We start from the raw sequence: 15,362 nt of genomic DNA, 5'->3' as shown, positions 1-15,362 counted from the left end.
ACTGTTCAAATGTAGCATTTTTATCATATTATGTCAACGCAAATTTCGATAGACACCTCTGAATTTGCGCAGCACAGCTACTTTTTTTACGGATTAGCTTCTTTATGTATTTATACCCTCTGTTTTTAATACTTCTTCTAGTTTTCGCTTTACCCGCTGAATTGCATTGTCAATTGACTTTTCATGTCTTTTCAATTCAATAGATATCTCTTGGTATGTACGTCCTTCAACATATAAATCTAATACTTTTCTTTCCAAGTCGCTTAATAATTCCGATAATTTAACTTGTAAATCACCAAACTTCTCCCTATTTATGAGCAGTTCCTGTGGATCGATTGCTTCAACTCCTGTAATGACATCCAATAACGTTCGATCTGACTCTTCATCGTAAATCGGCTTGTCCAGTGACACATAAGAGTTTAAAGGAATGTGTTTTTGTCTTGTTGCCATCTTAATTGCAGTTAGAATTTGTCTAGTAATGCATAATTCAGCAAAGCCTCGAAAAGATGCCAGCTTGTCCCCATCATAATCACGTATCGCCTTATAAAGACCAATCATACCTTCTTGTATAATGTCCTCTCGATCGGCACCGATTAAAAAGTAAGTTCGCGCCTTAGCACGGACAAAATTTTTATATCTGTTTATTAGTATATCCAGTGCCTGATTATTATCTTGACGAACTAAGGCTAAAAGTCCATCATCATCAAGCAGAAGCATTTGTTCATTGTCTAATATCAATTGCTTGACGCTCACCTAGAATAACCCCCTGATTCATAGTGCAGTCAATATAAAAGACATTATACAACAAGGTCAGCAATAAAACAATAGCTACAAGGCTTGATTTAAAGGGATTTTGACAAAAGGTGTTTGAAAATTCACTCCGCTCTGATGGCTAAAGTCAATAAATCACCATCCTAAAATGCAATTTTTCTATTTGCCTCGTCTCCATTTTTCAAATACTGCCATAATATCATCATCTAAAATTATTTTAGATTTGGGTGTTACTTTCTGGCGTGTTTCAAGACGTTCGGCAATATCTTGATTCATATTCTTAACTTCAATATAAAGCTCTCGAGCAGATTTTCTTAAGGCACCTTGGCTAAAAATGGTTCGTTGCTCAGTATAATCAGAGGTTGCCACGTACACTTGATTTTGAACGTTTTTTATTGTTTTTATGAGTCTCTCAATGCATTCATCAGCTGTTTCCTTTTCTTTCGTATAAATGACTTCAACCTTATGCTGCTTAAACTTGCTTTCCATTCCATATACTTCATGAGCATCAAATACAACAATCACGCGATCACCTGAATATGCTTGATACTCAGCCATCAGTTCAATTAAGCGATCGCGTGCTTGACTCATATCAATATCTCTTAATCGTTCCAGCTCGTCCCATGCACCTATGATGTTGTATCCATCAACGACTAATATCTCCACGGCTACTCACCTACTGGATACCTTTTTCGGTAGACTTCATACAATAATAGACTACATGCAACTGACGCATTCAATGACGAGACGTTTCCCTTCATGGGAAGGCTTACCGTCCAATCACAATTTTTTCTTACGAGTCGACTCATTCCTTTACCCTCATTGCCAATGACTAAAGCAATAGGCAATAGACCATCCAATTCCCGGTAATCTTCAGTGGCTTCCATTTCAGTTCCCACAACCCAAACATGTCTTTCTTTTAGTTCAGAAATTGTATCTGAAATATTCGTCACGCGAGCAACTGGTATATATTCAATTGCACCCGCTGACGTTTTAGCAACTGTTGCAGTAAGACCGACAGATCGACGCTTTGGGATAATAATGCCATGTACCCCCGCGGCGTCGGCTGTTCTTAAAATAGAGCCTAAGTTATGTGGGTCCTCTAGCTCGTCTAAAATAATGAAAAAAGGCTCCTCATTTTCCATTTCTGCTTTGGCGAATAAATCATCCAAGGAAGCATATTCATATGATGCCACATAAGCAATCACACCTTGATGATTACCTTGTGCCAATTGATCAATTTTTTTCTTAGGGACCTTTTGAATGACTGCACCTGCTTGTTTACTGAGCCGCTGTAATTCACGGTACACTCTATCATTCATCTGTTCTGACACCATTAATTTATTAATCGAACGGCCAGACTTTAAAGCTTCAATAACAGGGTTTCTACCTATAATCATGTCTTGTGCCATCTTACTTATTCCTCCTTTCAATAAATATAATTGACGCCTCTTGTAGTTCCGCTAATCGAATAGCGTTATTCAACAAGTAATGATATCCGATTAACGCTTCAAATGCTGTACTATAACGATACGCTTGAACACTCGTATTCTTTGGTACTGATCCTGATTTTGCATTTCTGCCTCGATAGACAACCCGTTCTTCCTCATCCGTTAAAAAGCCCTCATCAAGCCAAGATAATATAATCTTAGCCTGTGCTTTAGCGGAGACATATTTAATTGCTTGCTGATGTAATTGATTCGGCTTAACCTGACCTGTCTTAAGGAGATGCTCACGTACATACACTTCATAGACAGCATCTCCCATATAAGCCAGTGCCAGACTTTTCATTTGTTTAACGTCCACAGTCATTCGCCTCTTTTCCAGCGAACCCCTTGAGATGTATCTTCGAGAATAATATCTTTTTCTTTTAAAAGATCTCTAATTTCATCTGCTCGCTCGAAGTTACGTTTTTTTCTCGCTTCATTTCGTTCTTCAATAAGCGCTTCAATATCTTCATCTAGCAGTTCTTGCTCTTCCTCGATAGAGATACCAAGCACATTTAAAATCAAGGAGATACTTTTTTGAAAAGCTTCAAGCACATCTGTTGAGGTTTGCTTTGATTCTAAATATACATTTGCTTCTTTGGCAATGTCGAATAGAATAGAAATGGCATTGGCTGTATTAAAGTCATCGTCCATTTCCTCAATAAATCGCTCCTTAAATTCTTTAATTTTATCCAGCCATTCTTTAGAATCCACTTCAAAATTCATACTTGCCTGTTTACGATGTTCTAAATTAAAATAGGCCGTTTTAATTCGATCCAAACTGTTTTTAGTAGCTTCCAGGAGCTCATGCGAGAAATTAATGGGATGACGATAATGAACGCTCAACATAAAAAAGCGTATGACTTGCGGATCGTGAGCTTCGATTAGCTCTCTCGCTAGTACAAAATTCCCAAGAGACTTCGACATTTTCTCATTGTCAATATTAATATACCCGTTATGCATCCAGTAATTAGCAAATGGTTCACCATTACGGGCTTCAGATTGTGCAATCTCATTTTCATGATGCGGAAATGTCAAATCTTGCCCCCCAGCGTGAATATCAATCGTTTCACCTAAATATTTTTTCGCCATGGCAGAACATTCAATATGCCAACCGGGACGTCCTTTACTCCATGGTGAATCCCACGCCGTTTCACTATCTTTTGCTTTTTTCCATAACGCGAAGTCGAGTGGATCATTTTTAGCTTCACCAACTTGAATCCGAGCTCCGGACCTTAACTCATCAATCGATTGATGTGAAAGTTTACCGTACCCATCAAAGTCTCTCGGTTTAAAGTAAACATCTCCGTTTTTTGCTTCATATGCAAAACCTTTGTCAATTAAGTCTTGAATAAATTGAATAATCTCATTAATTGTTTCCGTCACGCGAGGATGATAAGTTGCTTCTTTAACGCCCAATGTTTTTACATCCTTAAGATAGGCATCAATAAATTTATCAGCTACCTCTAATGTGTTTTTTTCCATATCACGTGCTGCTTGAATAATTTTATCATCTATATCTGTAAAATTTAAAACATAAGTGACATCATAGCCTTTATATTCAAAATAACGACGAACCGTATCAAATACAATCGCAGGTCGCGCATTACCTATATGAATGTAATTATAAACTGTCGGCCCGCAAACGTACATGCTCACTTTGCCATCTTGTAATGGTTTAAACCCTTCTTTTTCACGAGTTAATGTGTTGAAAATTTTAATTGACATGCTGATTCCCTTCTTTCATGTTTTTTATTTCTTGTTTTAGGACATCTATCTCTTTTTGCAAAGTCTTACATCGTTCCTCAACCGGGTCAGGCATCTTGTGATGATCAAAGCTATCCGCAGATTTCACCTTCTTACCATTTTGAACAACGACTTTTCCTGGAATACCAACGACGGTAGAGTGTGGTGGTACATCCTTTAAAACAACTGATCCAGCACCCACTTTTGCATACTCTCCTACGGTAAAGGATCCAAGAACTTTAGCTCCAGTAGCAATTAACGCATGATCCTCAATCGTAGGATGCCGCTTCCCTTTTTCATGCCCGGTTCCCCCAAGAGTGACACCTTGGAAAACCGTGACATCATTACCTATTTTACATGTTTCCCCAATGACAACCCCCATACCGTGGTCAATAAAAAACCGACGTCCTATTTGTGCAGCAGGATGAATTTCAATCCCAGTTAAAAATCGACTAAACTGAGAGATTGCCCGGGCAATAAAATATAATTTTCTATTATAAAAAAAGTGTGCAATCCGATGATTCCAAACAGCATGAAGTCCTGAGTAAGTTAAAAACACTTCAAAATACGTCCGAGCTGCAGGATCTTTTTCAAACACAATATCCATATCTTCCTTCATCTTTTTTAAAAAACTCACTTCTATGACCTCCCTCATTTAAAAAATAAAATAAAAAATGAACAAAAGCGTGGGGCGCCCGGTTAGCCCCGAAATGCTTAAGCAGAAAAACGTAGTGGTGGTTTTTGCCACGCAGTTTTAATGTTATAGTTTCCTAAACAAATAAAAAGGCGCCTCTGTGTAATCATTACACAGAGACGCCTAGACGCGGTTCCACTCTGTTTGAAGATACTCTATGAGAATCCCCCAACTTGGCCCTGGTTAACGGTAGAGTGATCCGCCATCATGTACTAACGTTTCCATAATGGGCTCCGAGGGGCACTTCAATACCGTCACTTAAAATCACTCTCAGCCGGTGGTGACTTTTCTCTGGATAAGTGGGGCGATATTTACTTTCCCTCTTCAACGCTCTTTATTGATTTTATAAATAAGCTAAGTAAAGCACGTCATGTTTAATGCCTTTTAGTTAATACTTACTATATTACAGTATTCACAGATTGTGAATTAAAAACTTCAACTTACTATAAAGTCATTATTAACATTGACTTATGCATTAAGACGCTTTAATACTTCATCAAGACGCTTAACAATTGTATCTTTACCTAATAACTCAATAGCTAGTGGCAATTCCGGACCATGAGTTTGACCTGTTGTCGCTACACGAATTGGCATAAATAGTTTTTTTCCTCGATGTCCTGTTTCTTTTTGTGTTGCTTTGATTTGGGCTTTAATCTCATCTTTATTGAAATCATCTAGATGAATTAGCTTATCTGCCAAAACTTGCAACACTTCGACAACTTGCTCTTCTTCAAGAACCTTCATCGCCGCTTCATCATATTCAATCGATTCTTTGAAAAATAAATCAGTTAACTCGATAATTTCTTGGCCATAATGCAACTGCTCTTGATAAAGGGCAATAACCTTTTCCGCCCATGCCCTCTGTTCGTCATCCATATTTTTTGGTAGCTTCTCTGCCTCAATTAAGTATGGCATGGCAAGGTCAATGACATCTTTAACATCTGCCTTTTTAATGTACTCGCCATTCATCCACTTCAATTTCTGTTGATCAAAAATAGCAGCAGAGGTAGATAAACGATCAGGATCAAAAATATCAATTAATGTATCTTTATCAAAGATCTCTTCTTCACCTGTAGGAGACCAGCCTAATAAAGTAATAAAGTTAAAGAGCGCCTCAGGCAAGAAACCACTATTATAATATTGTTCGATAAATTGCATAATGTGTTGGTCGCGTTTACTTAACTTTTTACGTTCTTCATTAAGAATAAGTGTCATATGTCCAAAACGCGGTGGTTCCCAGCCTAAGGCTTCATAAACCATCATTTGACGCGGCGTATTAGAAATATGCTCTTCCCCGCGAAGGACATCTGTAATATTCATTAGATAGTCATCGATCACGACTGCAAAGTTATATGTGGGAATACCATTTTTCTTTACGATAACCCAATCACCAAAGTCGCTCGATTCAAACGTAATATCGCCTCGAACTATATCACTAAATCTATATGTTTTATTTTCTGGTACACGAAGACGAATACTTGGCTGACGACCTTCTTTTTCAAATGCGTCAATTTGTTCTTGAGTTAAGTTGCTGTGCGCACCTGAATATTTAGGGACTTGTCCCTTAGCACGCTGTTCTTCACGTTCCTGTTCCAATTCTTCAGCCGTCATATAGCATTTATAAGCAAGATCTTTTTCAAGTAGCTCATCAATGTATTTTTGATAAGTGTCTAAGCGTTCCATTTGCCGATATGGCCCATAATCTCCACCAATATCAGCACCTTCATCCCAGTCAATACCTAACCACTTTAAAAATTTCAGCTGACTTTCTTCTCCACCAGCAACATTTCGTTTATCGTCAGTATCTTCAATACGAATAATCATCTTTCCGTCAAAATGTCTGGCATATAAATAGTTAAATAAAGCTGTTCGCGCATTCCCGATATGTAGATGCCCCGTTGGACTAGGAGCATAGCGAACACGTACTTCTTTTTCCATGATATTGTTACCCCTTCCTTATTCACCAATCTTTTATTAACAAATATCTAAAATAAATGAGTTCCACATTTCAATATGTTCCCATACTATTCTATCATGTTTCATTATTTTCTCTAGCAGAACAGAAAGTGATAACACGATTGTTATCACTTTCTGTTTGTTAATGTACATTATAGTTATACCGTTTTTATAGAGCTTTTTCAAGTAATTTCGGTTTGGCAAATATCATTCGTCCTGCTGAGGTTTGTAGAACACTCGTAATCAATACTTCAATTGATTTACCAATGTAATTTCTTCCTTCTTCAACTACAATCATTGTACCATCATCAAGATAAGCAATACCCTGATTTTGCTCTTTACCATCTTTAATAACTTGCACCATTAATTCTTCTCCCGGAAGTACAACTGGTTTAACAGCATTGGCTAAATCATTGATATTTAGAACCCGTACACCTTGTAAATCACATACTTTATTCAAATTAAAGTCATTAGTAACGACAATTCCATCAATCACTTTGGCAAGTTTAATTAGTTTACTATCAACTTCTTGAATCTCTTCAAAGTCTCCTTCATAAATCTCTACCTCAACGGGTAGCTCTTTTTGAATTCGGTTAAGAACATCAAGACCTCGTCGCCCTCTATTACGTTTCAAGACATCCGAAGAATCCGCAATATGTTGCAGCTCCCCAAGAACAAATTGAGGGATTACAAGGGTGCCTTCTAAAAAATTCGTCTGGCAAATATCGGCAATTCTTCCATCAATAATCACACTTGTATCCAAAATCTTTGCCCTTGAATGATTATTAGAGCTCACAACTTCTTCCTCAACCACTGAACGTTTCTTATCTCGCTCTTTCTTATTAACATTAAGTAAGTTTACAAATTCCTCTCGCCTTCTAAAACCAACCTGAAAACCAAAGTAACCTAATAAAATGGTAATAAATAGCGGTAAAATTTGTGAAACCACTTTAATATTAATATCTTGTAGGGTAATATTGATTAGATATGCGATGACTAGACCAATAATCAATCCTACACTTCCAAAAAACAAATCTCCAACAGGTACTTTAATAAGTGCTTCTTCTACCCATTTCAAAAAACCAACAATATAATCCGCTATTAAATACGAAACGAAAAATAATATAATTGCTCCTAATACTGTACCTGTATAGGGTGACGAGACCCAACCGGCACTTGTAAAGTCTAGCCATGTAATTAGTGATGGCATGTACAAATAACCTAAGGTTCCACCCGTAATAATGAAAAACAAATGAACGATATTTTTCAGCATCAAGTCACCTCCTCACCAATATTATTGCCTATTTATTGTAAAAATAACCAATATGATTAAAAATTATCTATGTTATGTATTAAATCATAGCATAGGAAATAAAAACATTCAAACTAGTAAACGTAAAATTTTATCATACTAATTACCCAAAGTCAAAGATTTTTATTTGAAGATTCAACATACATTTTTTGGTAAAAGCTACCATACACTAGCGCTCTAAGCTGATATCTAGCGCTTCTTGTACTGTACTGACTCCTACTACTTGGATGTTGTCAGGAATCTTCCACCCATCCAAGTTATTTTGTGGGCAAATCACCCGATTAAATCCTAATTTCGCTGCTTCTTGAACCCGCTGTTCGATTCTGGATACCCGTCTAATTTCTCCTGTCAAACCAACTTCTCCGATAAAAATATCATCTGGTTTTGTTGGATGATCTCTAAAGCTCGATGCAATACTAACGGCGATGGCTAAATCAATCGCAGGCTCATCGAGTTTAACTCCCCCAGCGACTTTAATATAAGCATCATGATTTTGAAGAAGCAGACCTACTCGTTTTTCCAATACTGCCATAAGAAGTGGCACTCGACTATTATCTACTCCTGTTGCCATTCGACGTGGATTTCCAAAACTAGAAGGAGCAATAAGCGCTTGAATTTCAACTAGTACCGGTCGTGTTCCTTCCATGGAAGCCACAACTGTCGAGCCAGCAGCCCCCTCTGACCTTTCTTCCAAAAACACTTCAGAGGGATTCATAACTTCCCTCAAGCCTTCTTCTTTCATTTCAAAAATACCCATTTCATGTGTGCTACCAAACCTATTTTTAACACTTCTTAAAATACGATAGGTATGATGTCTCTCCCCTTCAAAGTAAAGAACCGCATCAACCATATGCTCAAGCATACGTGGACCCGCAATAGCTCCTTCTTTTGTCACGTGACCAACAATGAAAATAGGTATTCCTAATGTCTTAGCTAATCTCATCAATTCACTCGTTGATTCGCGGACTTGGGATACACTTCCTGGAGCACTTTGGATTTCTTCTCGATAAATCGTTTGAATGGAATCAATAACTACAAATGATGGTTTAATGGCTTCAATTTGATTAGCAATATCAAATAAGTTCGTTTCAGCTAACACAAATAATAAATCTTGTGCTACTCCTAAGCGGTCCGCTCTAATTTTTGTCTGACGAGTCGACTCTTCACCTGATATATATAATACAGGGAGCTGCTTTTCAGCGAGATGTGCGGAAATCTGCAGCAAGAGGGTCGATTTTCCAATCCCCGGGTCTCCACCTATCAATACAAGTGACCCAGGAACAATACCTCCACCTAGAACACGGTTAAACTCTTTCATGGGAGTTTTCATACGTGGCTCATCGGTTGATTCAATTTGAGTAATCTTTTCTGGTTTGCTTATGTGCTGACTACTTGTCGGCACATGTTTGTTTTTTGATGAACTTTCAATTTCTTCTACTAGTGTGTTCCATTGATGGCAACCTGGGCATTTCCCCATCCATCTTGCTGATTCATAGCCACAATCTTGGCACACAAATTTAGTTTTTCTTTTTGCCACTATGTCAATCCTCCATTTTCTATTATATACGATTAAAGTAACATAGAGGTTACAGCATTCTATCAGTTTGGAAATATTTTTCCATATATTTGCCGTAACTCCTGCTCTATCGTTATGTTTATCACGATATTAACTGGTCATAGACTTCAGTCTTTTTTTATAGATTAATTATAACAGTTTTAAACAGTGCAAGTTATATTTAATCCAACAAACAACTGGTTAGTCAGTAAGAACATAAAAACTAGAAGATTAAAATCTTCTAGTTTTTAAACATAACATGTTATTTAATTTGAATTAAAAATGACACATATCACAGTTTTAAGTTAGTACTATAAAATGTCCCTTGTTGTTTAAGCCTACCTTCACTTTTTCGCCTTTTTTAATGTTTTCTTTCAGGAGTTCTTCAGATAACAAATCCTCAATATTTTTCTGAATGGATCGACGTAAAGGGCGTGCGCCGTATTCAGGTTCATAGCCTTCCTCGGCTATTTTTTCCACCGCTTTATCAGTTAATGATAAGTCGATTTCCTGTTCCAATAAGCGCTCCTTGAGCTGCTCAATCATTAATTGAACTATTTCTTTCATATGTTCTTTTTCAAGTGAATGGAAGACAATTGTTTCATCAATACGGTTTAGAAATTCTGGACGGAATGCTTTTTTCATCTCTTCAGTTACTTTTTCTTTCATATTTTTATAGTCTTGACTTGCATCATCAAGAGTAAAGCCAACATATTTATCGCGATTTAATTGTTCAGCCCCGACATTGGATGTCATAATTAACACGGTATTTCTAAAATCAACCACCCGGCCAGTTGAGTCTGTCAATCTTCCATCTTCTAATACCTGAAGTAATATATTAAATACTTCTGGATGGGCTTTCTCTATCTCATCAAGTAAGACAACAGAATAAGGCTTTTGTCGAACCTTTTCCGTCAATTGTCCACCTTCCTCATAACCGACATATCCTGGAGGAGAGCCAACTAAACGTGAGGTTGTGTGTTTTTCCATGTATTCGGACATATCAATCCGAATCATCGCATCCTCTTCGCCAAACATTGCTTCAGCGAGTGCCCGAGCAAGTTCTGTTTTTCCAACCCCCGTTGGACCTAGAAAAATAAATGACCCTATAGGACGCTTGGGATCTTTTAAGCCTGCTCTTGCTCTGCGAATAGCTTTAGATACTGCATCTACTGCTTCCTCTTGCCCAATCACCCGGTTATGGAGTGTATCTTCCATGTTCAGCAAACGATCACTTTCATCTTTAGTCAACCTAGACACTGGTACACCCGTCCAGATCGAGACGACGCTAGCAATATCCTCAACTGTCACTTTAGAGTCCTTTTTACCTTGCTTTTCCTTCCACTCTTCTTTGGTTGTATCGAGTTCTTCTCTAAGACGTTGCTCTGAATCCCGTAAGGATGCTGCTTTTTCAAATTCCTGGCTTTGGACTGCGGCGTCCTTCTCCTTCCGCACTTCTTCAAGTTTTTGTTCCAATTCTTTTAAATTAGGTGGAATTGTATAAGAACGTAAACGTACTTTCGAACCCGCTTCATCAATTAAATCAATTGCCTTATCTGGTAAGAAGCGCTCACTAATATATCGATCTGATAGATTTGCAGCTGCCTCAATCGCCTCATCTGTGATGGTAACACGATGATGGGCTTCATAGCGATCACGCAAACCTTTTAAGATTTTTACTGTTTCATCTAATGTAGGTTCATCAACTTGAATGGGCTGGAATCGCCTTTCTAAGGCAGCATCTTTTTCAATGTATTTACGGTATTCATCTAGCGTTGTTGCACCTATACATTGTAGTTCTCCACGAGAAAGTGATGGTTTTAAAATATTGGAAGCGTCAATTGCTCCTTCTGCACCACCTGCTCCGATCAATGTATGTAATTCATCAATGAAAAGAATAACATTTCCTGCTTGACGTATTTCTTCCATAACTTTTTTAAGACGATCTTCAAATTCGCCTCGATATTTTGTTCCAGCAACGACTGTACCCATATCAAGCGTCATGACACGTTTATCACGTAACGTTTCAGGAACTTCATTGTCAACAATCTCCTGTGCTAATCCTTCTGCCACAGATGTTTTTCCAACACCAGGTTCTCCGATTAAGACAGGGTTGTTTTTAGTACGACGACTTAAAATTTGAATAACACGTTCAATTTCTTTACTCCTACCAATAACTGGATCAACATTTCCTTCGCGAGCGATTTCTGTCAAATCACGGGCTAGAGAATCGAGTGTCGGTGTATTGGCACTTGAAGCTTTCGATCTCCCTTGTTTTCCGGCTTGTGATTCATTGGTTCCTAGTAATTGAAGCACTTGCTGTCTAGCCTTATTAAGACTGACACCTAAGTTATTTAAGACTCGTGCTGCAACTCCCTCTCCTTCTCGAATTAACCCTAATAAGATATGCTCTGTTCCAACATAAGAGTGGCCCAACTTCCGAGCTTCGTCTTGGGAAAGTTCAACAACTTTCTTTGCTCGAGGTGTATAATGAATGGTTTGCATTGGTTGCTTACCTACACCAATTAAGCTTTCAACTTCTTCTTGTATTTTGGATACTTTTAAGCCTAGTGACTCTAGCGCCTTTGCTGCAATTCCTTCTCCCTCACGGACAAGCCCTAATAATATATGCTCTGTTCCAATATTGTTGTGACCAAGTCGTACAGCTTCTTCCTGGGAAAGTGCCAAAACTTTTTGCGCTCTTTCTGTAAATCTACCAAACATCATATAATCTTCCTCCTACTTTTTCTCTAATTGTAGACGCTCACGAATAAGAGAAGCTCGTAAAATATCACGCTCATTCGCTTTTAATGTTTTCTTAGCATAATGCTGCAAAAATCCTGGTTGAGTTAAAACCATTAATTCATTAAGTATATTACGTGAAATATGTTTAATGATTCCTAAATCGATCCCGAGACGGACATTTGATAAACATCTCGCTGCTTCTTTGGATTCGATGATTCGACTGTATTCTAATGTTCCTAGAGAACGATAAATACGATCTTCTAATTTTGTACCAGACCGTTCCATTAAACGTTTTCTCGCCTGTCTTTCGTGTTCAATTAATTGATGAACAACACTTTGTAAATCTTCAATGATATCTTCTTCAGTTCTTCCTAGTGTAATCTGATTAGATATTTGAAATAAGTTCCCTATTGTTTCACTGCCTTCACCATAAATACCTCTAACAACTAAACCAAGTTGATTAATAGCCGGAACCATTCGAGTGAGTTGCTTAGTCATCGTTAGAGCAGGAAGATGCATCATAACAGACGCTCTCATACCTGTACCTACATTTGTTGGACAGCTCGTTAGATAACCCCTACTTTCGTCAAAAGCATAATTTATCTTTTCTTCCAACCAATCATCAAATTCAAAAGCTTTCTCAAGAGCTTTTGACAATTGCAATCCCGGAAAATAAAGCTGTATCCTTACATGATCTTCTTCGTTAATCATAACTGAAATCTTTTCACTTTGAGAAATCATAGCAGCAGCACCTTGTGCACTTTTTTTGGCTAACAAGGGGCTTATCAAATGCTTTTCAATCAATACTCTTTGCTCCACTGAACTGATATCTTGCATTGGAATAAACTCAAAATTAACATTGTCTTGGAAAGTGCCATCTGCGAATTCATCTTTCATAAACGTTTTAATATGCTCTAATTCTTCCTTATCAGCAATTAGGGGGAAAGTAGCTTCTGAAAAATTCCTTGCCAAGCGTATTCGACTACTCAAAACGATATCACTGTCAGGCCCTTGATCACGCATCCATGGACTAATAGCTTCATCTATAAAATGGCTCAGTGTCACTCTGCTTCCCCCTCCTCTTTATTCTTGATTGTTTGTTCTAAATCCTTTATTTGGTCTCTAATCGTAGCAGCTTTTTCAAATTCTTCATTTTTAATAAGAGACTGAAGCTCTATTCTTAAAGAGTCAAGTTCTTTTTTTAGATGGAGATGCCCACCTTTTCGCTTAGGAATCTTACCATGATGAAGCGTGTTACCACTATGAACCCGACGAAACACGGGATCTAATTTTGATGAAAATGTATTATAACACTCAGCACAACCAAATTTTCCAAGTCGTTTAAAATCAGAAAAAGTCATTTCACATTTAGGACATTGTAATTCCTTTGATTGCTTAAGATGAGCTTTCTTTTGTGGATTGATGGACGAATCGAAATCGAAAAGGCCGGTAATGAGGTTGTGTAAAGTGTAAGCCTCATCCGGAAAAGACATATAGCCTTTTTCCTTAGCACATACTTCACAAACATGAACTTCTGTTTTATTACCGTTAATCACTTGTGTAAAGTGAAGTGTTGCTGGACGTTTATGGCATTCTTGACATTCCATAATTCTCCTCCTCTGCAGCTAGGGTTATATAATATGTTCAATTAATGTATATATTTTAATGTTGTTAACATTGCTGTTAGCAAGCGGGCACGTATTTCATCCCTCGCTGGCAATTGTACTGCCAAAGTTTCACGGTCAATAATGCTTGCCATCATCCTTGCCTCACGCACAGTAATAATTTCTTCCTCTAAGAGACGATTTAGAATATCGACTGCCATCTGTTGTGTGACGGTTGGGTTTATCATTCCAATAATATCATCAATCATGTCAGCTTCACTCTGATGCTCAACTCTTATAATTCTTATATATCCTCCTCCGCCACGCTTACTCTCCACAAGATACCCTTTTTCAATCGTAAACCGTGTGTTGATAACATAATTAATTTGAGAAGGAACACATTGAAATTGATTAGCAATCTCGCTTCTCTTGATTTCAATCACATTTTTTCCTTTATCACTTAACTTCTTTTTTAAATATTCCTCAATAATGTCAGAGATATTGCGCATAACCATCACCCCCCTCTTCATTGGTGAGCGTAATACAAGTTGTTTCCATATTATGATGGTTTATACCTTGACTTTGACTATCTTTGACTATAATTTTATTATACCGTAATTTCGTATCATTGCAAATAAATATCGTGTTGCTCAATGAAGTTAATGGTCTTAATTTTAAAAGGGAGTTGGTTGACTATTGAGGTCTCTCATTTACGTAGTATAGTATATGTTGAAGATCAGTAAATGAATCCTGTTTTTATAGGAACTTTCAATATTGATTACAGGATATCTTAAGGTTGTTTCTACTCCGCCATAATAATACTTTCTACTCTAATAATTATTACCCGATTAGTTCTTTGACTAAACTTATTAAATAGTTTTCATATAAATGAAGTTACTACTATCAAATACTATAGACAAAAGCTAAACATTTAAAACCTGATTTGTTAACGTTATTCCATTATCCTTTAAAACTAAATCTAGATAAATGAATATGTTAATTTTATGCACAAAAAAACATCTAATAATAATGTATTAGATGTTTTCATCTGCCTGGCGGCGTCCTACTCTCGCAGAGACAAAGTCTCAACTACCATCAGCGCTGAAGAGCTTAACTTCTGTGTTCGATATGGGAACAGGTGTGACCTCTTCGCTATTGCTACCAGACCTATAACTTAGTTGTTCTGTGTTACTCCTTGTTGAATTGAGTAAATTACTGACAGAACTTGTAACTTGTTGACCTTTTTATTAAAGCCAAGAACTATTATAGTTATTTCAAGTTAAAAATGCAAGTCTTTTTTGAAAAAAGTTATTTCTTATTAATTTATACCTTGAAAACTAGATAAGAGTAGAGGTCAATGACATCACATAGATAAAAGTTAGTTAAGTCCTCGATCAATTAGTATCCGTCAGCTTCACGTGTCACCACGCTTCTACCTCGGACCTATCAACCTCATCGTCTCTGAGGGATCTTACTCATTTAAAATGATGGG

13 protein-coding genes, 2 rRNA genes and 1 other annotated feature are annotated in these 15,362 nt (G+C 37.3%); all 15 genes read right to left on the bottom strand.

The window, feature by feature from the left end; all coding sequences use genetic code 11:
• Positions 1-102: 102 nt before the first annotated feature.
• A complete protein-coding gene (sigH, locus tag KQI49_RS14250) occupies positions 103-717 on the bottom strand; it encodes an RNA polymerase sporulation sigma factor SigH (RefSeq protein WP_216490149.1) in 615 nt (204 codons plus the stop codon).
• Positions 718-930: 213 nt separating this feature from the next.
• On the bottom strand, positions 931-1,437 hold the full coding sequence (locus KQI49_RS14245) for an NYN domain-containing protein (protein WP_216489964.1): 507 nt from the start codon (positions 1,435-1,437) through the stop codon (positions 931-933).
• 2 nt (positions 1,438-1,439) lie between these two features.
• A complete protein-coding gene (gene rlmB, locus KQI49_RS14240) occupies positions 1,440-2,183 on the bottom strand; it encodes a 23S rRNA (guanosine(2251)-2'-O)-methyltransferase RlmB (RefSeq protein ID WP_216489962.1) in 744 nt (247 codons plus the stop codon).
• A 1-nt stretch (position 2,184) separates the two neighbouring features.
• Positions 2,185-2,583, bottom strand: a complete 399-nt coding sequence (locus tag KQI49_RS14235; protein ID WP_216489960.1) for a Mini-ribonuclease 3 — start codon at positions 2,581-2,583, stop codon at positions 2,185-2,187.
• Positions 2,580-3,986 (bottom strand): cysteine--tRNA ligase, encoded by a 1,407-nt coding sequence (cysS, locus tag KQI49_RS14230; protein ID WP_216489958.1) that lies wholly within the window; start codon positions 3,984-3,986, stop codon positions 2,580-2,582. Before cysS ends, KQI49_RS14235 begins: the two co-directional genes overlap by 4 nt.
• On the bottom strand, positions 3,976-4,623 hold the full coding sequence (cysE, locus tag KQI49_RS14225) for a serine O-acetyltransferase (protein ID WP_371817577.1): 648 nt from the start codon (positions 4,621-4,623) through the stop codon (positions 3,976-3,978). Before cysE ends, cysS begins: the two co-directional genes overlap by 11 nt.
• Before the next feature lie 187 nt (positions 4,624-4,810).
• Positions 4,811-5,035, bottom strand: a binding site (T-box leader).
• A 131-nt stretch (positions 5,036-5,166) separates the two neighbouring features.
• Positions 5,167-6,636 (bottom strand): glutamate--tRNA ligase, encoded by a 1,470-nt coding sequence (gltX, locus tag KQI49_RS14220; RefSeq protein ID WP_216489955.1) that lies wholly within the window; start codon positions 6,634-6,636, stop codon positions 5,167-5,169.
• 187 nt (positions 6,637-6,823) lie between these two features.
• Entirely contained in the window at positions 6,824-7,927 is a 1,104-nt protein-coding gene (locus KQI49_RS14215; RefSeq protein ID WP_216489953.1) for a PIN/TRAM domain-containing protein, read from the bottom strand.
• 208 nt (positions 7,928-8,135) lie between these two features.
• The gene (gene radA, locus KQI49_RS14210) at positions 8,136-9,503 is read right to left on the bottom strand and encodes a DNA repair protein RadA (protein WP_216489951.1); all 1,368 of its coding nucleotides are present in this window, start codon (positions 9,501-9,503) and stop codon (positions 8,136-8,138) included.
• A 318-nt stretch (positions 9,504-9,821) separates the two neighbouring features.
• On the bottom strand, positions 9,822-12,248 hold the full coding sequence (gene clpC, locus KQI49_RS14205) for an ATP-dependent protease ATP-binding subunit ClpC (RefSeq protein ID WP_216489948.1): 2,427 nt from the start codon (positions 12,246-12,248) through the stop codon (positions 9,822-9,824).
• A 12-nt stretch (positions 12,249-12,260) separates the two neighbouring features.
• The gene (mcsB, locus tag KQI49_RS14200; protein ID WP_216489946.1) at positions 12,261-13,331 is read right to left on the bottom strand and encodes a protein-arginine kinase McsB; all 1,071 of its coding nucleotides are present in this window, start codon (positions 13,329-13,331) and stop codon (positions 12,261-12,263) included.
• On the bottom strand, positions 13,328-13,873 hold the full coding sequence (mcsA, locus tag KQI49_RS14195) for a protein-arginine kinase activator protein McsA (protein ID WP_216489944.1): 546 nt from the start codon (positions 13,871-13,873) through the stop codon (positions 13,328-13,330). The genes mcsB and mcsA overlap by 4 nt, the downstream gene beginning before the upstream one ends.
• 41 nt (positions 13,874-13,914) lie before the next feature.
• The gene (locus tag KQI49_RS14190; protein ID WP_216489943.1) at positions 13,915-14,379 is read right to left on the bottom strand and encodes a CtsR family transcriptional regulator; all 465 of its coding nucleotides are present in this window, start codon (positions 14,377-14,379) and stop codon (positions 13,915-13,917) included.
• Positions 14,380-14,920: 541 nt separating this feature from the next.
• Positions 14,921-15,036 (bottom strand): 5S ribosomal RNA (gene rrf / locus KQI49_RS14185).
• Positions 15,037-15,248: 212 nt separating this feature from the next.
• Positions 15,249-15,362 (bottom strand): 23S ribosomal RNA (locus KQI49_RS14180); the annotation flags it as partial.

Source organism: Virgibacillus sp. MSJ-26, from assembly GCF_018918075.1.
GTDB lineage: Bacteria > Bacillota > Bacilli > Bacillales > Amphibacillaceae > MSJ-26.
Note: the sequence above shows the minus strand (reverse complement) of the source record. Positions and strands in the feature narration are given on the sequence as shown.